16 protein-coding genes and 1 tRNA gene are annotated in these 20,719 nt (G+C 35.3%); 10 read left to right on the top strand and 7 right to left on the bottom strand.

All coding sequences use genetic code 11. The features are described 5' to 3' along the window. Positions 1 to 690: 690 nt before the first annotated feature. Both H6763_03250 and H6763_03245 read right to left on the bottom strand, forming a co-directional pair. Complete coding sequence (locus tag H6763_03250) at positions 691 to 1,005, bottom strand: hypothetical protein (GenBank protein MCB9803823.1); 315 nt, start codon at positions 1,003 to 1,005, stop codon at positions 691 to 693. Positions 1,006 to 1,266: 261 nt separating this feature from the next. Beyond that, entirely contained in the window at positions 1,267 to 2,313 is a 1,047-nt protein-coding gene (locus tag H6763_03245; protein MCB9803822.1) for a virulence RhuM family protein, read from the bottom strand. Between the two features lie 241 nt (positions 2,314 to 2,554). Here H6763_03245 and H6763_03240 point away from each other — a divergent pair, with 241 nt between their 5' ends. From H6763_03240 to H6763_03225, 4 genes are all read left to right on the top strand, one after another. Next, positions 2,555 to 2,848 (top strand): transposase, encoded by a 294-nt coding sequence (locus tag H6763_03240; protein ID MCB9803821.1) that lies wholly within the window; start codon positions 2,555 to 2,557, stop codon positions 2,846 to 2,848. After that, entirely contained in the window at positions 2,838 to 3,665 is an 828-nt protein-coding gene (locus H6763_03235) for an IS3 family transposase (GenBank protein MCB9803820.1), read from the top strand. Before H6763_03240 ends, H6763_03235 begins: the two co-directional genes overlap by 11 nt. 119 nt (positions 3,666 to 3,784) lie before the next feature. Continuing rightward, on the top strand, positions 3,785 to 4,249 hold the full coding sequence (locus H6763_03230; GenBank protein MCB9803819.1) for a hypothetical protein: 465 nt from the start codon (positions 3,785 to 3,787) through the stop codon (positions 4,247 to 4,249). A gap of 556 nt (positions 4,250 to 4,805) precedes the next feature. Beyond that, the gene (locus H6763_03225; protein MCB9803818.1) at positions 4,806 to 6,020 is read left to right on the top strand and encodes a hypothetical protein; all 1,215 of its coding nucleotides are present in this window, start codon (positions 4,806 to 4,808) and stop codon (positions 6,018 to 6,020) included. Positions 6,021 to 6,908: 888 nt separating this feature from the next. On the opposite strand, the gene H6763_03220 is transcribed toward H6763_03225, so the two are convergent. The 4 genes from H6763_03220 to H6763_03205 form a co-directional block, all read right to left on the bottom strand. Continuing rightward, positions 6,909 to 7,349: a hypothetical protein gene (locus tag H6763_03220; GenBank protein MCB9803817.1), complete on the bottom strand. Its 441-nt coding sequence runs from the start codon at positions 7,347 to 7,349 to the stop codon at positions 6,909 to 6,911. An 11-nt stretch (positions 7,350 to 7,360) separates the two neighbouring features. After that, positions 7,361 to 11,884, bottom strand: a complete 4,524-nt coding sequence (locus H6763_03215; protein ID MCB9803816.1) for a topoisomerase DNA-binding C4 zinc finger domain-containing protein — start codon at positions 11,882 to 11,884, stop codon at positions 7,361 to 7,363. An 8-nt stretch (positions 11,885 to 11,892) separates the two neighbouring features. Beyond that, positions 11,893 to 12,096 carry a helix-turn-helix transcriptional regulator gene (locus H6763_03210; GenBank protein MCB9803815.1) on the bottom strand — a complete coding sequence of 68 codons (204 nt, stop codon included), beginning with the start codon at positions 12,094 to 12,096 and terminating at the stop codon, positions 11,893 to 11,895. 312 nt (positions 12,097 to 12,408) lie between these two features. Beyond that, positions 12,409 to 12,825 carry a helix-turn-helix transcriptional regulator gene (locus H6763_03205; GenBank protein MCB9803814.1) on the bottom strand — a complete coding sequence of 139 codons (417 nt, stop codon included), beginning with the start codon at positions 12,823 to 12,825 and terminating at the stop codon, positions 12,409 to 12,411. 633 nt (positions 12,826 to 13,458) lie between these two features. On the opposite strand from H6763_03205, the gene H6763_03200 reads away from it, so the two are divergent. The 3 genes from H6763_03200 to H6763_03190 all read left to right on the top strand — a co-directional run bounded on the left by H6763_03200 (position 13,459) and on the right by H6763_03190 (position 15,959). Further along, complete coding sequence (locus tag H6763_03200) at positions 13,459 to 14,028, top strand: hypothetical protein (protein ID MCB9803813.1); 570 nt, start codon at positions 13,459 to 13,461, stop codon at positions 14,026 to 14,028. Next, a complete protein-coding gene (locus tag H6763_03195) occupies positions 14,025 to 14,246 on the top strand; it encodes a hypothetical protein (GenBank protein MCB9803812.1) in 222 nt (73 codons plus the stop codon). Before H6763_03200 ends, H6763_03195 begins: the two co-directional genes overlap by 4 nt. A 93-nt stretch (positions 14,247 to 14,339) precedes the next feature. Then, the gene (locus H6763_03190) at positions 14,340 to 15,959 is read left to right on the top strand and encodes a recombinase family protein (protein ID MCB9803811.1); all 1,620 of its coding nucleotides are present in this window, start codon (positions 14,340 to 14,342) and stop codon (positions 15,957 to 15,959) included. On the opposite strand, the gene H6763_03185 is transcribed toward H6763_03190, so the two are convergent. Beyond that, positions 15,927 to 16,018: transfer RNA gene (locus H6763_03185), tRNA-Ser, on the bottom strand. The genes H6763_03190 and H6763_03185 overlap by 33 nt on opposite strands. A 297-nt stretch (positions 16,019 to 16,315) precedes the next feature. Between H6763_03185 and H6763_03180 the strand changes: the two genes are divergently transcribed. The 3 genes from H6763_03180 (at position 16,316) to H6763_03170 (ending at position 20,666) form a co-directional block, all read left to right on the top strand. Further along, entirely contained in the window at positions 16,316 to 17,185 is an 870-nt protein-coding gene (locus H6763_03180) for a deoxyribonuclease IV (GenBank protein ID MCB9803810.1), read from the top strand. An 80-nt stretch (positions 17,186 to 17,265) separates the two neighbouring features. Further along, positions 17,266 to 17,790: an RNA polymerase sigma factor gene (locus tag H6763_03175; protein MCB9803809.1), complete on the top strand. Its 525-nt coding sequence runs from the start codon at positions 17,266 to 17,268 to the stop codon at positions 17,788 to 17,790. Beyond that, on the top strand, positions 17,790 to 20,666 hold the full coding sequence (locus H6763_03170) for an Ig-like domain-containing protein (GenBank protein MCB9803808.1): 2,877 nt from the start codon (positions 17,790 to 17,792) through the stop codon (positions 20,664 to 20,666). The genes H6763_03175 and H6763_03170 overlap by 1 nt, the downstream gene beginning before the upstream one ends. The last annotated feature ends 53 nt before the right edge of the window (positions 20,667 to 20,719 follow it).

Genomic DNA, 20,719 nt, shown 5'->3' with positions numbered 1-20,719 from the left:
TATCCATATCATAAGTTGATACAGATCTAACTCACACTTGTTAATAATTCACACGCCTTGCAATGCGAAAACAAAACAAATATCTACAATTAGGTAAATATACATAAGATATGGAAGCTAGTTATGTATCTGTTAAAGAAGGAACTCAAGTCCTTGGTGGATTTCTATTTTCTATAGCGGGGTACGTGGTTAGTGTTTGGAATTTTCTATAATACTTAGATTATAGAGTTGACAATTAACACAGCTACGAATGATAAAGCGAATACTGAAATCGATATTAGAAATATTTTCTTTGATACCAAATAAACTTTTGAGTCTTCAGATTTTGCAAGCTTCATAATCAATGCTATTGTTCCGGATATTCCAATCAGTGGAATTGCGAATAGAGCTGTTAATGTAATTATAAGGTTAATAATTGATTGAATCATTGAAGTAAATTGGACTAAGGTTATTGCCGATTATAGCATATTGGTTTTCCAAAGAGAGGGCGGGGGTAACGCTCACTAGATTGATGTGAGAGCATATGTCACATCAATGCGAATCTTCACCTTCGGTGAGGTTGTATCTACCGCATCCTCGTCCTTAGAAAACAAAAGTCCACATAGAGTGGACTTCTATTTTCTATGGCGGGATGTTGTAAACGAAGTTAGAACTATGAGAATTCATATGGTAATGAATCTCAACTTCTAACTATTCAAGAATTGCTAAATAGTAATCTGAGATGTCATATCTTCCAGAGCTGTCAGTTGCTCTTTTGATCTTGTATCCTTCTTCTCTAAGAGTATCAACAAAACTTTGTAGCCCTTCGGGTTTGTATCCTCTTTGTCTTGAGCCATTTCTCATATGGGAAGCCATTATCCATGGGACTTCATATTCTACTAGCACTCCTACGGTATCTTCTGCGATTTCTGGTTCAAGGTAATCAGGAATATTTGACATAAATGCTAATTCGACTTGGTGACGATCGAGAATACCTGATAAGGCGTCAGTATTACTAACATCCATATGACGAGGCTTCCTACCTGTTACATCTACTACTTGAGTTTCGAATTCTCTTATTTGTCTTCGATTATTATCAAAGCTAATGATTTCTGCATTTGGGAATTCCTCAGTAAAAAAAGACAGGCTATGGATAACCACCGACAGGAGTGAGAACTACTCTTGGGGTAACTCTATGCCTATGAAGCATTTCAGCTATTAGTCGTGCATTTTCTGTTTCAGTTTCGTAGAAAATTGGTGTTTCCATATATTCTTTATGATCTAGACTTAATCCTTTTCTTTATTTTCATTATCTTGAAGTAGGTGCTTAACTTCTTTATCAAAATCACTCTCGAATAATTTATCTTGTAATATCCTAAATTTTTCAAATTCGCTTGATGCAAATTTTAATGCAGTCTCAGCTGAGACGCTTCCTTTCCCATCCAGTTTTGCTCTTTCGCTAAGTTCAAGAAATGAGTCAAGAAGTTTGCTCCAGTCTTCCATTGTACTTGGTATTTGTCTTTTAGCACGATCTTCTGCCAGATCAAGAAAAGAGTTTACAACCCTACCGAGTGATTCTAACTCATCTTTAGTCAAATAATTCTTAGCTATACCTACATCGCTTTTAAGAATTTTACCTGACGGAGCTTTTTCCCATGTTGTTAGTCCCATATTTTCTTTTTTGCTACTAGCTCTTTCTTTTATCAGTTCTGCAGCGGTATGACCATGTATAGCAAAGTGTAGTTTGTTTTGGACTTTTGCAAAGAAATCTTTAGTTGTTGGCGCATCTTTATTGTAATCAATACTTGTTGTGTATATATCTGTAATCTTTTGATAGAACATCCTTTCACTTAGTCGAATTTCTCTAATCTCTTCGAGTAGCCTCTCAAAATAGTTTTCATCTAGTAGTACTCCATTCTCAAGTCGTTTTTTATCAAGTACATACCCCTTGATTGCAAAGTTTCTCAATACTTGAGTAGCCCATTGTCGAAATTGCGTAGCTCGAACAGAATTAACTCTATATCCAACGGAAATAATTGCATCGAGATTATAGAAATCAATTTCTCTAGAAACATCCCTTTCACCCTCTTTTTGAACTATCCGGAATTTCCGGATAGTTGAATCCTCCATTAATTCTCTACTTTCATAAATATTTTTAAGGTGTTCATTAACTGTCCTAACATCAACTGCAAAGAGTTCTGCAATCATTTTTTGACTGAGCCATACAGTCTCATCTTGATATCTAACTTCAATACTATTTTCACCTGCTTGGGATGTGAATATTAGAAATTCTGCTGTTGAATTGCGGATTATGAGGGTTTTGTTATCTGCCATGTGATTCTAATTAATCTTAAAATAATTATCTTTTTCATTTACAAAATCTAATAAAGCTTAATCCTAAGGTTTGATTATTCTATCTGTACATACTCTAGCCATAATGATTAGTCTCTGCAAGTAAATCTGTTCATTTTTTACGCCTCTGGAACAAACTCGAATCACAACCGCTTTCTTCTCTGGTTAAAGTAATGAGGTGAACCCCAAAAACTGGACACGAGGTTAAGGTGTAAAATGAGGTATGGGAAAAATAAGAAGAAAACACTCAGCGGCATTTAAGGCCACGGTTGCAAAGACAGCAATGGCAGAAAATGAAACAATGGCTGAACTAGGGTCAAAGTTTGGGATACACCCAAATCAAATCGCAAAATGGAAAACCCAGGCAGAGGAGATTCTGAAAGCCGGATTTGACAAAAAAGACCTGAGCTTAGAACTGAAGGAAAAAGAGAGGCTCATTGAAGACCTGTATAGAAAGATAGGCAAACTGGAGTATAGTTTGGACTGGCTAAAAAAAAAGATGGGAATTGACGAATGAGGAGAAACGACGACTTGTAGAAAAAAATAGTGTACTGACGAAAAAGGATCAAATAGCTCTTTTACAGTTGAACAAAAGTACTTACTACTACAAACCAGTAGAAGTCAGTGAATATGACCAATACCTACTTAATCGAATCGATGAGATCTACACAAAAAGACCCTTTTACGGGTATAGACCAATTACGGACGAACTTAATACCACAGGAGACGATGTGAATCACAAGAAGGTTCTACGACTGATGAATCTGTTGGGCATATCGGCAGTAGTGCCCAAAAAGAATCTCAGCAAATTCAATGAGGTTGACCAGAAATATCCGTACTTGCTCAAAGATCTTGAGATAACGAAACCAAATCAGGTCTGGTGCAGTGACATTACGTACATCAGAATGCGACATGGATTCTTGTATCTGATAGCCGAAATGGATTGGTATTCAAGATATGTAATCAGCTGGAAATTGACAAATACAATGCATAAGTCAGGTTGTGTCAGTGTTCTACAGGAGGCTTTAAACCAAGGCCGGCCACAGATTTCGAATACAGATCAGGGAAGCCAGTATACCAGTCAGGAGTACACGGATCTTCTGAAAATTTACAGTGTAAAGATCAGCATGGATGGGAGGGGTCGGGCATTTGACAATATCTTCATCGAGAGGTTGTGGAGAACTGTGAAATATGAGGAAGTGTACCTGTATGATTATGCTGACGGAAACGAAGCTCGAGATCGACTAGAGAAGTACTTTTTGTTCTACAACCATCAGAGGAGACATAGCTCACTTGAGAAGAGAACTCCTGCTGATGTATACTTTAATTATTAAATCAAGGGAAAGGAGGTTAATCCACCTTAACTTTGGGCAAATCGTGTCCAAAGAATGGGGTTCACCTTATAATTATGCAATTTTTTAAGTGCTTAAACTTATCTAGGACTTTAAATTTTATGAGTAATCCTGAAAACGGAGCAGAACGTGAAAAGATTGATACAGCATTATCTGAAATTGCGAGAAATCTTACATTAACAGAAACGCCACTTTGGATTATTGTTTCAAGTGCAGCTCTTTATGTACATGGACTAGATCTGTTTCCAAACGATATCGATATCGCGGTTGATGAAAGCCTTTATGAAGATAGTCGTAAGGCTCTTGCTGCTTTTGCTACTGAAGAAGATGGGAGTTATTGTATCGATGGTGTAGCTGTAACATTGTTCATTTCTTCTACAATTGAATCCGAACGTGTAGAATTTTGGATCGTAAACGAAGATTATATTCCTGTTAATCCTTTAGAAACTGAATTAACATATTGTCTTGAGAGAACCGATAAGAATATGGAGGATCGTATAAGACTAATCCGCCAAGAACTCGCTCTCAGAGCGACTAACCCCGAAAGGTTGAGAAGAAGAAGATAGGGATTAGAATTAATCTAGAATATCGGGGTCAATTGAGGATAAAAGAGAGATACTTCTCAATTTGGGTCGAACCGTAGACCTAAGAGACAAAATCCTCAGTATAGAGCCAGATATCCCATTTAAGTCTATGCAAAAAGTTAAAAAGTTTACAACCACCTATCCGAAGTGGGTCGAACTAAATCCGAGCCTAGATAACAACGAAAATGAAGCGTTAGCGACTGTGAGTCGATTATGGCGGAGAGGGCGGGGGTAACGCTCGCTTCGCTCGCTAGATTGATGTGAGAGCATATATCACATCAATGCGAACCTTCACTTCGTGAAGCTTAGATCTCTTACTCCCCACAAAACAAACGACCCCAAAAGGGGTCATTTGTTCTGATGGATGTTGTAAACGAAGTTAGAACTGGATTTTCATCGAAGATTTTATTAAGAATCTAACTATTCAGATTATTTGTAGCTTTTATTGTTACTATTATAAAAGGGATTTCGTTATATCTATTATTCAGGAATAGATTATAATTATCCCTAATATCTAAGATATTAATATTATGAAACTATGTTGATTTATAACTCTCTTACCGAATTAGTTGCACTACAATTACTAGTAGTTGTGATTCTCGCACTAGGCTCTGTAGCTGTAGTTTCGTTAATGCAAAAGAAACTAAGTTTCAAAACATATTCAATAGCATTAGGGCTGGGGATTATATTTACATTACTAAGTCTTATTGTAGCTCAAGGGAAATACGGTGGGATGATGTACCACGAAAGATTTGGATGGCCTGCACAATTCTATTCTGTAAGTAGAAATATAGACTGGTCAGAACTTCCGTCAACTCCAATCCCATTTAACCAATCATTCAATTTTATAAAAGGTTTTGTGAATGTACTTGTATACTCATCAGTATTTTATTTAATCTTTAATGTAATTGAGAGTATTAAAGCGAAGAAAAATCAAGTCATTATAATATCAAGTTTTGTGCTAGGTTTAACCTTGATAATGATTTTTGGCTTTTCAATCTATAATAATGTAAATACATCAGTTGATGAAGTACCTGTAGACAAACTAGACTCATCATTTGATCAAAATGATATGGATTTTGACGACAACCCTATTGTTTTTATTGACGATGAAACTCAACTTCCTGTATCAGACGATGTCACATTAACAGATGCCAAATATAATAATGGTGAACTACTTATAAGTTTAAAGTATAGCGGATGTTCTCCTCATAAATTTAAGTTATACATTGGTAGTAATTGGACAGACTCTGAGCCTTCTGTAGTCCCTGTATCTATATACCACTATTCAGATGGTGCATGCGAAATAATGGGTGAATCAACGGAAAGGTTTAGTGTATATGATTTATTTAATGTCTTAGATAAAGAAGTCGCAGAGGGACAAAAACTAATATTATCAATTAGCGATACTTCTCGAAAGAACATTGAGGTTGAAATAGAGAATTCTTTTAATGATTCATTCTCGCAAGAATTTGCAAAAGAGGCTTTACTTTCAGCACATCCAAATATTTCAGACGAAATGAACGCTCTTCCTGCTAAAAGTCTTTACTTTTCGAGGAAAGACGATCATTGGACAGCAGTATACACAGCAGAAGGAAGTGGCGTACTTCAAATATTTGAGGCAGTTTGTTATAAAATCACAGGAGATGGTTCTGTTTCTGAATTAGGACAATATAAACATGAGCCATATATGAGTTACATACTTACAGATATTAATAATCTGGATGAGGAAACCTGCACAATCAGGGAATAATAGATGTAACTATTTGTAATAGCAGAATTTAAAGTCAATTAAAACAAAACGTTCTTATGAGATATTTACTTGAAACTGAATATTTACATGACGAAACCTATACTGAGGACTAATTGATCCGTCTGATTCTTCCTTTTTTACTGATAAATATAAATATTGTGAAATAAATATATTAGATACTATCTCCAACTAAAGATATTAACATTCAGGGCTTTTAGATAAGAAAGCTTTAGCACAAATAAAAAAAATATCTCTAATAACTTTATCGTTGATCGACTAATAATTGACGAGCTTGAAATAATAGAGGATCAGCATAAGTTTTGTATGTACGATTCAATTTATGACCTCTATTTATCATTAGATTCAAATGAGTACAAACAACTTACTGAATACTTAATCAAAAGCAAATGGCAAAAAGAAGATAATCACAGTAATATCCAGATTTGATACTGATTGCATACTGGTTGTACCCAGTCACTCCCTCGACTACGGTCACTGTGTATGTGACCTTGTTGAGCTGCTTAGTGTGTGAATTTGTGTCATTTTGAACGATAACCTTTAGTTAATTGATAGATTATTTACCTTTCCATCATCCGAAGTGGGTCGAACTAAATCCGAGCCTAGATAACAACGAAAATGAAGCGTTAGCGACTGTGAGTCGATTATGGCGGAGAGGGCGGGGGTAACGCTCGCTTCGCTCGCTAGATTGATGTGAGAGCATATATCACATCAATGCGAACCATTCACTTCGTGAAGCTTAGATCTCTTACTCCCCACAAAACAAACGACCCCAAAAGGGGTCATTTGTTCTGCGGGATGTTGTAAACGAAGTTAGAACTGGAATTGAGCAGTCTAGATACTGTACTTATGTTTAAAGTCTTTGGCAATCTACTCCGAGTCGACTAAGAAAACTTTCTCATCTTTAAATGTTAAAATCTTGGCCTTGGGAGATATCAATCTTTGATTACTTAATACCCCTAATAAGCCATTAGTAAATGATAACCAACTATTATCAATACTCACAAGAGATGTGTCAAAGTTATGAACCTTAAGTATATTTTTAAAATCCTCTTTTAAACAATTTGTAAATAGTTCGGTATCTATTTTTGAATTGTCAATAAATAGATTCTCAATCATATTTACCTGCGAGGTTATTGTAAGTTCTGTATGAACAATCCAATTTCTGAATATCCTAAAATATTTATAGTCCTTATCTTTTTGATCAATATATTTCTTTAATTCAACAAAAATATATACAACCTCGATCTCAGAGAATGTTTTCTTCTGTAGTAACTTATGAAGTTTTGTCTCAATTTCAGAACAGGACATATATCAATAATCTAAATTCTTCTTGTTCCTTTACAATTCGGATATCTTGAACAACCATAGAACCTCCCATACGGACCAGACCTCAAAATCATTGCAGAACCACATTTAGGGCAACTTCTTTTCGAACTTGCATATTTACCATTAGTAATTCCCTTACAATGATTGCAAATTCTCCCGACTCCGCCTACCAGAGAACTGTCAAGGAAATCATTAACTTCTCTTAATGTTTCGCATTTAGGGCATTCTCTCATTTCTCCCGATTCGAGAGCTTCGAAATCAGCTTGAATTTGATTTAAAAAGTTATTAGGTAAAGATATTTTAACCAATTCATTAATATTGGTATCTATTGTTTTTATTGGGTTCTCACCTAAATTAAACTTATTCAATCTTAGAAATTTATATCCATAACTTTCTAAGATCTTTTGTCTATAAACATCATCTTCTGAATAATAATGTGAGTAATTTAATTCATTAATTTCGTCAATCTGACTAAAATGTTCTTTGAATCCATCGTATTCAATAATTATTTTATGAGTATTATTGTTTTCGTCTTTGTAAAGCATTAAAAAATCTACAACATAGTTTGGATGGTTATATGAATTAGTGTCATCTAATTGTTTAAGGTATTTTCCAATTTCAAATTGAGGTTTTAGGTGAAGCTTATCTGGAAAGTTATTTTGCCAAAACTCTGTTTGTGTTAACCAATGTAATATTTTCTCCTCCATTGGTGAATTGGGATCAACCTCGCTAATTTGAGGCTCGTTTTTGCCCTTCTCTAATATCGTATGATAGTGTCGTAAAGCCAAACCTATTGAGCCTTTAAATTCTTCAATCGGTTTGCTTATAAAAAAATGCATCGTCTCCTTTGCACGACTAAACCCAACATTTAGCCTTGATTTTCTGATACTTCCTTCTGGCGAAGTTTCAAGATCTTTAATGAAAATATTAGACAAACCATCTTTTTCTTTGCTTGCAACCATTGAATAGAATATTATGTCACGCTCTTCCCCCTGACAGGTATCAAATGTCATAATTTTAAGCTTAAGCTTTTCAAAAAAATATTCTCTATACGGATGTCTATCTATTTCATCAATGAATAATTTTCTTTGATTCGTATGAGGAGTGATAATACCTATGCTTTGATTTGAATCTTCCAAATGGAGTTTCTCAAGTTCTTGGATCACGGCCTTTACTTCTGATCTATTTGTGTTTGTTATAAGACCGTCAATATCAGGATTCTCTATTACTGTAAATTTCAATACCTCATCAATATGTTTCCCCCTTATCTTCATTACTTGTAATTCATCACCATAGAAATATTTATTCGAGTATGAAATAATCTCCTTATAACTTCTAAAGTGTTTCTTCAATAGAGAATTGTAGTTATTTATTGAGTCAAAAAATTCTAATATTGAAGTCCTTATATTAAAGTTTTTCAACTTCGTTAATTCTTTTGTTTCAGAAGATATATTTTCCCTAAAAGATTTCTCTAATACATTTAGGTAGTTTTGATTAGTTATCCCCTTAGCTTGACTTGATTTAACGTTTGGAAACTGTTTTCTATCCCCAAGCACAAGTACTTTTTTAGCTCTTAACAAAGCTGGAAATGCTTGAGCAATACTCACTTGTGAGGCTTCGTCAATAATAACTAAATCAAATATATTGGATTCTAATGGAATATATTCTGCATAATCTCGAATGCCTGCGAGAATACATGGAAAGGCATTCTTCAACTTGAGGAAATCATCTTTGGGGAATTTCTGTTTTGACTGAATAATCTTTCCTAATGCGATTCTATCCGCTTTATAATTCCTATCAAAATCGATTAATCTTTCATCCATCAAATAAGTCATCTTCGTTGTTACTAACTCCTCTAATTGTTGTTTAAGAAGGATATAGTTATATGATGGGATTTTATTAAATCTGTCTACGAGTTCCTCAAACAAACTTATATATCGTAGGAGTTTATTAAATAATCTATCTTCAAGATTCAGTATTTTTAAAGTTTTGATTGAGTCTATATTATCTTGATCTAGACCAATCTTTGTAAATGTTTCTGGAATAAGCTTTGAGGACTTAAATATTTCTTCAAATGATTCAATTCTATCAGTGATATTAGTTCCAATAATTTCACGACTGTTTTGGAATGCGAATAAATAATGAAATATTGTAAACGGGTCTATGGGGTATTCATCTTGTAATTCGAAAATAAGCTCTTCAAAGTAGTTGAAGATTTCCAAAGCTTTTTCGATATTGGATAGCTGATTAGAAGGGTTCGTTTCAAGTGAGGTATTAAAGGTTTTTTTGAACTTTAGATCAACTTTTGCAAGGTCTTTCTTTTTAAATAAAAATCCAATGATTGGTGTTTTTAAGTCATTGAATTCTCTTACAATCTCTCTCAATTCCGTTAAATCTTCATATGAGAAAGCGTCAAATATTACCATTTGGTTTACTAACTGAGGATAAATCTCAAGAACTTTCTCGCTTACTTGAATTGTTGTATCTATAGATTGTTTTAGTAACGTCCAATCATTAATCGAACTTAGATTTTCAGTTTCGATTTTCAGCGTATTATAGATTTCATAGTTAGGATCCAATAGAGTTTCTAGTAATTCTTTGATTATTACATTTACATTTTCAAGAATTTCAGCACTCCCAGAAGTATTTAACAATTCTTGTAAATCGACATATTCCTCCCATTCATCGGTGAGTTTTTGTAGATTGTAGTACTCTGTAATTTTTCCAATATCAATGTCTGAATAGGACAAACTTTCTGCTTCAAAATCTTCTTTTAAAGTTTTCTCAAGCTTTATAATATTATCTTCAAGGTTACCGTTATGTTTTTTTAATGCTTTATGATAGTTTTTAATTTTTTCGACTGAAGCTCTTGAAAGGATATCTTTATAGGTATTACCTGTTTTTCCAAGTCTTAGTATTGGATTTTGAAAATCTCCTGATGGTCGAGCTTTATTCATCGAATCGCTAATTTTACTTTCAACTACGTCGAGAGCTTCTTTTTTATCAGAGAGTACTAAGACTGATTGTTCTTTCAGGATAGCGTTGAATACGATTGATGTTATAGTATGGCTCTTTCCTGTCCCTGGTGGACCTTCTACCGATATGTAATTACAACCATCTTTCTGTAAAGCGTTTACAATCTGTCTTTGCTCACTATTCAGAGGAATAGGACTTTGAAATATTAATTTATCACTTGAGTATGTATCTTCCCATTCTTGTTCAACTTCATCCTCAAATGGTACTGGATTATTGTAAATAAAATCTTCAATTATTCGAATAAAAGCTTCTGATAATTTTGAATCGCCAAGCTCAAGAAGTTTTAGAATATCTTCATAATCATTAACCAATGCTTCATCCGACTTGTCAAAGATTGCTATATAACATGAGTTAGAAGCTGTAATCAATAAACTCTTTGACTTTTGAATCGAAGAATCATTAAGATCAAAATCTTTATCTAGTTTAAAAAATGAAACAATCTCATTCAGGATGCTATTTAATCTATCTGGTAAGTTATCCTTGTATTCTGCTAAATATATAATTCTATTGGTAATCTCCTTTAGAGTAGCTTGTGAATCTTGACTATCGGAATTGTATTCCTGTGCAAGATATTCTAAAGCCTTTTTATTAATATAAACCTGAGAATCAAACTCAACTTCATAAGTCTTTTCATTTTGGATTTCAACTAGATTGAAAGGGATATAAAATATTGGATAAGTAATACCTTCATATGATAGATCATAAAAATACAAATAAAATTCTTGTTTTTCCAACGTTTGAAGGTTTCTATTCATTTCTGAAACATCCTCAAATAGGTCAGCTGTATGCATTGATTCAAAGAAAGATATCAACACACTCTTTACAGATTCTGTTGATAATAAGTTTTTGAAATCCTCTTTGTTCAGGGGTTTATTTTTATCTGTTAAGCTTGAAATAATCTCGGGGATAAATTCCTCTATAAGAGCAAATATATTATTTGTTAATTCATCTTCAATAATAAAGAGGTTGTTGTTTTCATCTTGTGAAACTGATTGGATAATTGTTTTTATCTTATTAACAAAGGGAATTGTTAGATGTTCTTTTATAATTGCTTTGATGCCTTCAATTAGTTGATCTTCAATTTCATAAATATCCTGTGAAAAATCTCTTGGATTACCAAAGTAAGATAGGATTTTATCTCTGAGTTTCTGCACGTCATTATCTCCCAAATCCTTGATTAATCTGTTTATTTTATCCATAAATGATTTAGGAACCGATCTCTTATAGACTCCTTTAGTGATACGCTTTACTCCCTTGCCATTAAAACCGTCCTTAATTGATTCTGTAATGAGCTTCTGAAAAGTGGGATATGAATCTAGCCTTTGACCGACTAGCAAATTACTTTTTTCCCTATAAATGACTTTACGGTTTGGTTTTCTGTGTTTATGGAAGTCTGACTCAAGAAAGTCCATAAAATATTTTGCGACATTCTTAATGAATATGTTTATTTTATTAATATTTTCTTTGTTTAAGTCTGTCATTATATTGTCTATTGGGTTAAATCATCTAAGGTAACACTAAATACCATTGCTAATGATTCAAGTGTTTTCAATGTCGGATTATCTACTACACCTTGCTCAAGTTTAATTATTGTCGTATATGTAACTCCTGATTTTTCAGCAAGTTCTTCTTGAGTCCATCCTTTTTCAATTCTGAGAGTTTTTATATTTTTAGCTAGATTTTTCTTTTTCATTCGTTTTTGATTCATTCAATGATTGAATTTAGCAATTTATTGATAGGGGTATTGTAGCATTTCTTTTTGATTTTTTGAACTACACTGATTGCCTACTGGTTGTACACGATCAACCAGAAGAAACCAGTTTATTGAAATCCGTTATCGTTGATATTTAGGTCAAATTCACCACTTTCGCAGGTGATTGGGTGGACTTCTTCGAACTCCACCCAATCACTCCCTCGACTACGGTCACTGTGTATGTGACCTTGTTGAGCTGCTTAGTGTGTGAATTTGTGTCATTTGTAACGATAACTTTTAGTTAATGTTTGGTTATTTACCTTCCCACCAGTCTGTGAATGATTTTTTAGTAGTTTCTTTCATATTGTTTTCTTTGTACCAGTTTTTCATTAGTTGTTTTGCTTCTTTAATAGCTTCTTGTTTATTTGCGTTTTTACCAAGTGAGAATGCGAGCATGTCTTTGGGGGATTGAATGGATATTGATTCAGTCAGTTTGTATTTTTTTGACTTAAACTTTTCATCAAAGAAGTATGTAACAGGCTTACCCAGTATTGTTGCTATTTTTTCAATTCGTTTGTATGGAATAGAATTGAGTCCTACTTCGTAGCGACTAATCATCATTGGTGACATATTCATTCGCTTAGCTAAATCAACTTGTGTGAGTCCAGCTTCTTTCCGAGCTTTCTTTAAATTGATTCCTACTTTTTTGTTTAATTCATCATTTTTCATATAAAAAGAGTGTAACATAATTTTGACAAAACTATAAAGATTGTTTATAGTTGAATTACCTGAGGGATTCGTTACGAATAAATTAGTTATTCTTTGCTATGCAGAGTCTCTCAGTCGTCAATAAACAATTTCAATCACAAATCCCATTCATTGATTCGTTTAATTGTAGACATCTGATTCAGGATGTCTTTTTTGCATTCAAAATATATCGTGGACGAGATCTCGTAAACGAGATATTTCACTTTTTCTCAATCATTCATTCAATCCTTCGTATCAATACTTATGAAGTATTTCATTCAGTCATCGAGTTGATCAAAATTTGTTTGAAACTTGTACCTGTTAGAAAATGTAGTAGAAAACGACTGATTTTTATAGCTTGGAGACTATAGCGAGGACACTATATTTCAAACTTTATCTAAACTCTGAAAATAACCGTAAATACAATATAAACGAGAGATTCTGAAAGCTCATCAATCGTCAATAAATTAGTATGAAATTAGAACTCAGGCGATAATATAACTAACAAAAAAAGAATCACCTGCAAACAGTGGACGGGCATCCAAACAGTAGGAGGTGATTCAATATAGATTATAACAAATAAAGCTTCCTACTGGGCTTGATTAAATATTGCTTATGCAGTCAGTAGGAGAAATATTAATAGAAACAAAATACCAAGAGTTTACGAAACCTAATTATCAGGAGATTCTTAAACTCACCTTTTTGAGATTTCCTCTTTTCCTCTACGAACTAGAGATACTAGAGCCATCAATTACAAAACGTCAAATCAAAATACTCAAGATCATAGCTAGATATTCAATAGGTTGTAAAAAGGCTACAGCCTATCTAAATCACGCTGATTTCCAGAAACTAGGATTTTACCCCTCAGATATAACCAAGGAGCTTAAAAAGCTTGTAAATAAAAACTACATAGGTTGGGATAGAGACAAAGAAGAAATGTGGATAAGCAGGAATTTACTAAGCAAATCACCAACTGAAACCCCTGATTTTGATAGTGAAATACTAAGTAAAAACTTAGTAAAACACTCACCAAATAGTAAGTATTTTACTAACCAAATAACGAAAGTTGCTACTGACACAAAAGCGAAGTCAGACTCCTATAGATATAAACAGATAAATATAGATAGTAGTAATAGATATCAATTTTCAGATGTGGATAAGTTGAAAAGGGAGGTCAAACCATGAATCAACCTCTTCAACTATCCGAAATTGAAATTCAGGAATTCATTAAAACTCATAAAGAGGTAACTGGTGAGACTTTAGATTATGAGAAAGCTAAAAGACAAGCAACAAAACTAATGAAACTTATGATTCTAGCGGTGACAAAAGTACCAAAATCTGATAAAAATAAAGTGGACACAACTAATAAATCGCAATTACGAGCCTTTCCATTTAAGGATTAGATGGATAAAAGGGGGATTCGTACAATTTCGTTTTTGCGAAGTTGTGTCCAACGAGTTCCCCTTTTTGTTTATCTAAATTCATAATAAAACAACATGGAAAAACTAAATATTTCATACAATCGTAAATCGACAGAAGATAAAGGCAGACAAGCACAATCAATTGAAGATCAAAGAAAGATCAATAAGCAAACTGCAAAACAATTAGGATTTACAATAAATCAAGAATTTATTGACGAAAAAACAGCACTTGAACCGTATGTTAGAGAAGGCTTTCTTGAAATGACTAAACTAATAACCGAGGGAAAAATTTCGAATCTCTTTTGTTGGAAACTGGATAGACTTGCTAGAAATCCAATTGAAGCAGGAATTGTTACTCATCTTCTCCAAACTCGCAAAATATCCTCAATCATTACACCAAACAAAACCTTTTATCCAGAAGATAATGCAATCCTTACAGCAGTAGAATTTGGAATGGCGAATCAATACAGTCGAGATCTCAGAGGGAATGTAATCAGGGGATTGAAAAGCAAAAGGGAAAAGGGCTGGATGCCTAACTATGCCCCTAATGGCTATCTAAACGAACGATACAACGAGAAAGGAATCAATAGGATACTTGAAGATCCAAAACGCTTTAAACCGATTCAGAAGCTTTGGAAATTAGCTCTTACAGGTAACCATAGCATTGCTGATCTAGCAGATATAATTAACAACGAGTACAAGGTAAAAACAAAAGGCGGAAGGGAGTTTTCAAAATCTACACTCCATCGAATGTTCAACAATCCTTTTTACTACGGATATTTCAAGAATAAGGATACCTATCTCAAAGGTAAGCATAAACCTATGGTTACAAAGAAAGAATTTGACGAATTGCAGATCATTTTCAATGCTCACAATGGTAGACCACAGGATTCAAAGGCAGAAAATAAATACAACGGACTGATTAAATGTGGTGAGTGTGGCTATACAGTAATCCCAGAGCCACTCAAATACAAGAAAATTAAATCTACAAGAGAAACAAAGAGTTACAAATATTGGCACTGCTCACATAAGTCTCAACAGATAGATTGCAAACAAAAATCTATAAATGAAAATGAGTTAGAAAACCAAATGAATGAATTTCTATCTAGTCTTGAAATAGACGAAGCCTACATTGAATGGGGAATGAAATTTGTAGAACACCATTTCGACGAAGATATTAAAGAGCGAAAGAATTTACAACGAAAGTATAAAAAGCTACTCACTGAAACCACTGACGAGCTTGATTCACTCGTTAAATTAATGATTAGTAAGAATAACAAAGATCATTCACTACTCACAGAACAGGAATTTGAAAAGCAAAAGTTAGATCTATCCTACAAAAGAGATGAAATAACCGAACAACTAAAAGACCTCAATAAAAGACAAGACCACATAATCAACGAAGTTAGAACCAACCTTGAGTTCTGTACAAACTTAATAAACAGGTTTAATAATGGATCAATTGACGATAAAAGAGCAATACTTCTCAATTTGGGTCGAACCGTAGATCTAAGAGACAAAATCCTCAGTATAAAGCCTGAAATCCCATTTAAGTCTATGCAAAAAGTGAAAAAGTTTACAACCACCTATCCGAAGTGGGTCGAACTAAATCCGAGCTTAGATAACAACCAAAATGAAGCATTAGCGACTGTGAGTCGATTATGGCGGAGAGGGCGGGATTCGAACCCGCGGTAGGGTTTAATGCCTACGACTCGTTAGCAGTGAGTTCCTTTCGACCACTCAGGCACCTCTCCTTTTCTGCTTGGCAATTATATTCTATTTCGAGATCACGTTCAAACAAAATTATCCTTAATATAGTATTAAATCGCCACAGACATATGGTAGGGGTACTTACTAAAAATCTCACCTAAAGTATTCAAAATTCCCCATCCTCAGATCCTCCCGATCCAATCACAACCCCCTCCTCGGACCCCCACTGCATTCCTGTGAGGATCTTAATTTAATATAGAGCAACTAGGTTGATCATCAAATCCGTTGACATAGCACAATCATTCACATAGCATAGGTTATGTAAAATGATCAGTATCATTATGCGATTTTTAGGAGCACATGTTTCTGCCTCAGGAGGATTAGCAAATGCAATAAAGAATGGCGAAGAATTAGGAGTCAATTCGATACAAACAATGTTTTCAGCCCCTATGAGGTGGGCAATGAAAGAGGTTGAACAGAAAGAAGTCGAGAATTTCATTGAAGCACAGAAAAATAGCTCAATAAAGAAGCTTCTTATTCATGGAATATATCTGATCAATCTAGCCCGACAGGATAAACAGATGTTCCATATGAGCAAAGTGTCCTTGATGAATCATCTAGACGCACTCAGTCGTATGGAAGAAGTGGTGATAGATAACGGATCTGACCTTGAGATCTTAGGGATAACTTTTCACCCCGGTTCAGCTAAGGATCTGACTCCGGAAGATGGTGTGAAAAGGATATCTCAAGGATTGAATTGGATCCTAGAAAAAGTTCCAGGAAGCAAGATCTTGCTAGAATCTTCTGCTGGAGCGGGAAATATTATGGGTGATAAGTTAGAGGAACTGGCTGAGATGGTAGATGGGGTAGAGCAGAAAGATAGAATGGGTTATGTTTTAGATACTCAACATATGTTCGTTTCTGGTTATGACTGGGTAAATGATCTGGAGGGAGTTGTATCACAGATAGAGAGTACTATTGGTCTACAAAATGTTAAAGCTATACACCTAAATGATTCTATGAAGCCATTCGCTTCGAATCGTGATAGACATGCAGATCTAGGTAAGGGTGAGATAGGTCTTGAAGCGATCAGAAAAATCGTCAATCACCAGAAGTTTCGTGCGATCCCATTCCTTTTAGAAACTCCCGCTTTAAAGAGTATGGATACCGCAAAAAAGGAGGTGGAACTATTACAAGAGATCGCTATTTAAAGCTGTTATATCGTGAATAATACTGTTACTTTACTTTCTGAAAATCGTATAAAGAGTTGAAGAAAAATAACCCAACAAATATGGATCGGCAGAACCAGAAGCTCTTTGAACAGAACTACGTGAAGTTTCGTGAGCATATTTACTGGTATATATATAAGAAGACTGGTAAGAAAGAGCTTGCAGAAGATCTTACAGCAGACACGTTCATTAAATTGTTTGAACATCCTGAAGTAATGAGAGACCGAGATGAAAATGGTATTAAAGCTTGGTTGTTCACAGTGTCTAGGAATAAACTGTATGATTCATATCGAAAGAAAAGTGTTAGCAAGGGGAAGGTAGATGTTGAGGATGAGATCTTTGAGATCATTGCAAGTGATGACGTAGATTATATTGGGGAATTGATCAGTGAGGAGAATTCAAAACAATTGATTCAGAGCTTTTCGGTATTATCTGTAGAGGAAAAGGAGATCTTGGAACTACGATATAAAGAGGAGATGAAGTTTTCCGAGATCGGGGAGATAGTTGGTAAGAAGGAGGGTGCTGTGAAGATGCTTCTTTATCGTGCTATGGAAAAATTAAAAGAAGAATTGGAGGGTAAGATATAATGAAAAAACGTAATATCAGATCAAAATTTAATACGAAGGAGATGAAGGTAGATAAGGATCTAGAATTATCGGTAGAAAGACTTTTTTCAAATATTGCCGAGAGTGAGTCCAACGAGGATCTGTCTGCTATAGATGCGAAATTAGCAGACAGACTGGTCAAAGGGGGGTATGTTGAAGACGATGCGCCTCTAGTAAGAAAGCTCACTCCGAAGAGCTCTAGATCGACATATACTTACTTTTTAGCAAATATTCTGATCGCATCCCTTGTACTACTTCTGATCTTGACCACCGGAGCTATAACGTACCTATGGCCTCAGGATGATGATCTGAACCCACAAGATCCACCTCCTATCCCTCCTATAGCTTCTATCGCCACCCCAACCGCTCTCCTGCGACCGACCAAACTCACGGATTCGGGCTATGTTGCTGCCGACAGTAAATTCCAGATCAGCACTACAGATCAGATCGAGGATCCCACAACATTGATCTCGATCTCTCCAAATGTGAAATATGATGTTGAGCAGACTTTAGTTGATGGTCGAGTGATCATTGAATTGACTCCAACGACACCGTTAGAGAAAGGTGGGAAATATACGATCACAATGTTGGCAGGAGCAGGAGAAGATGAGCCTACTGAATGGGTAGTTCCTGTCGAACCAGAACTGGAAATAGTTTCCTTCAAGCCTACTGATCAATCGATGAACGTCAATGTAGATTCTGATATTGAGGTAGAGTTCAACAATATGAATATCGATCTTGATACCATTTCTGATCATATATCTCTTTCTCCAAATACAGTATTTACAACAAAATCTTCAGGAAATGTGTTGACTATCCATCCAGTTTTGAAATTACTCGCAAAGACTACATACACCTTAACGATAGACGGGAATTTGAAAAATAAGGACGGTGTATCACTAGGAAGGGATCGATCGATATCATTTACCACGACGGATAGAAGAGATGAGGTCATATTGAAATGGGATTTTCCCCATGATGATGTGATCATGAACAGAAGTATCATAGCTCATGCATCTTCATCTGTTAACGACACTGTCCGATACCAGGTCTACGAGATAGAAGCTAATACTGCAGAAGGTCAGATAGAAAGTATAACAATGTCTACTGCAAATGGACTTGTTGAGCCAATTTATACTCAATTGATACAATCCGCAGAAAATTTGATCTATACACCACCTAAGACCGGTGCTTATCTCCTTGTCGCAGATGATGGTTTTGAAAGGAAAGGTTTGAAAGTGATAGTAACAGACCTGATGATCCATTTTAGAGAAACGGGAGATGATCTCGTTGGATGGGTCTTTGATGCAAATACTGGAACTGCGCGTTCAGATGTTTCTATAGTAGCTAGGACAGAAAGCGATGAAATGACTACTAGTACAAATTCGGAAGGTTATTTTGAAGTATCTTCTAAGGCAACAAGGCTACAATTCACCACAGAGACCGAAGTGCTGACATATGACGCACCATTCACAGATATACCTCCTGCTTCGATCTCGGGTAATGGGACCAGAAGTTCCTTGTTAAAGGCGTATTTTGACAAACCTGAGTACCTTCCTGGCGATAAGGTGAATTACCAGATCCCTCTTAGTGAAGTACTCCAAGAGATCTCTGGAATAGTTCCTGGAGACATCATATCGATCAGAGTATACGAATCCGGGATCTCAGAACAACTACAGCTTTATTCACAAGATCACAAAGTAAAGGGTGAGGAGATCCTTAAGGGAACATTCGAGCTAAAGGTGAATGATATAACAGATCCAGTCAGTTTCGAAGTATCTAAAGGAGATGAGATACTGTATCGATCAAATATACTCATCAGGGCGAGATATAATGATTCTAAGCTCATGCTGACTCAAAATAAAGATGAGTTACTACTTGGTGAGAGTGCCAAGATCACGCTCAGTTCATATGATGATCTCGGATCCGCCTCTGTAAAGATATATAGAACGTCTGTAGATGAAGCTCTATACCAATCAACGGATCAGAACGATGCCTTCTGGGCCGATAAAGAGTATGTGATTGATGAAGCGATACTTTTGGATGAAGATGGTACGACAGACTACCTGTTTACACCTTTTTACAATGATGATCTGAGTAATGAACAGCTTTACTATGTGATAATCACTGACGAGGAGGGTGGTGTTATCGGAACTTCTCAATACATGGTCTATGAATTACCTATGAAGATAAGTGTGATCATCGAGGATCCAGTAATTGAGCAGAATGGTAGTGCTGTTATTGATATCGAATCAACATCAGTTTCAGATGATAGCTCAATGCAAGATGGGTCGATCTCTGTGTCTTTATTAAAAGTATCATTAGCATCAACAGATCCGGCGACAATCTACGATCCGTATTTGAATCGAGATATAAGTGTATCTACCTCAGTCTCTACGAAAGTTGAAAATGTTTTTACAACAAGATCTCAGTTAATAAAAGGAAAAGCACAGATAACGATATCAGATCTCACAGATGGAATATATTCTGTGCAGGTGAGTATCTCGGGATCTGAGACCACTTTTCGCAATATCATCATAGTTGGTGGCGGTTCAACCTCTCCTCAAACTGATACCCAGAGTATAGATCTGCAGTTTACGCAGAGTAACGGATCTGTAAATATTCGTGCTAATAGCACTTCTGGTGGTGAGGGCGAGGTGGAGGCGATAGCGTATGATAACTCCGATCCTACAAGGTACGCACTAGGTTCTCCTGGTCGGGTTGATCTGAAGGTCGGTTCCGGGGATGCGGTCGTGTGTATGTTGTTCCCTGAATTTGGTAAATACAATACATTATGGGCGACGGGTTGTTCGCGTTATCGCTCTGATGTACAGGGTGTATCGGTTGTTGAGCCGTGAGTAGAGTGTTGTATAGGTGTGATTTTATAGGGGGTTGTCGCTTGCTGGGTATT

The organism is Candidatus Nomurabacteria bacterium (assembly GCA_020632395.1).
GTDB lineage: Bacteria > Patescibacteriota > Dojkabacteria > SC72 > JAHDCA01 > JACKFQ01.
The sequence above is the reverse complement of the archived record's forward strand: the minus strand, read 5'-3'. Positions and strand labels throughout refer to the sequence as shown.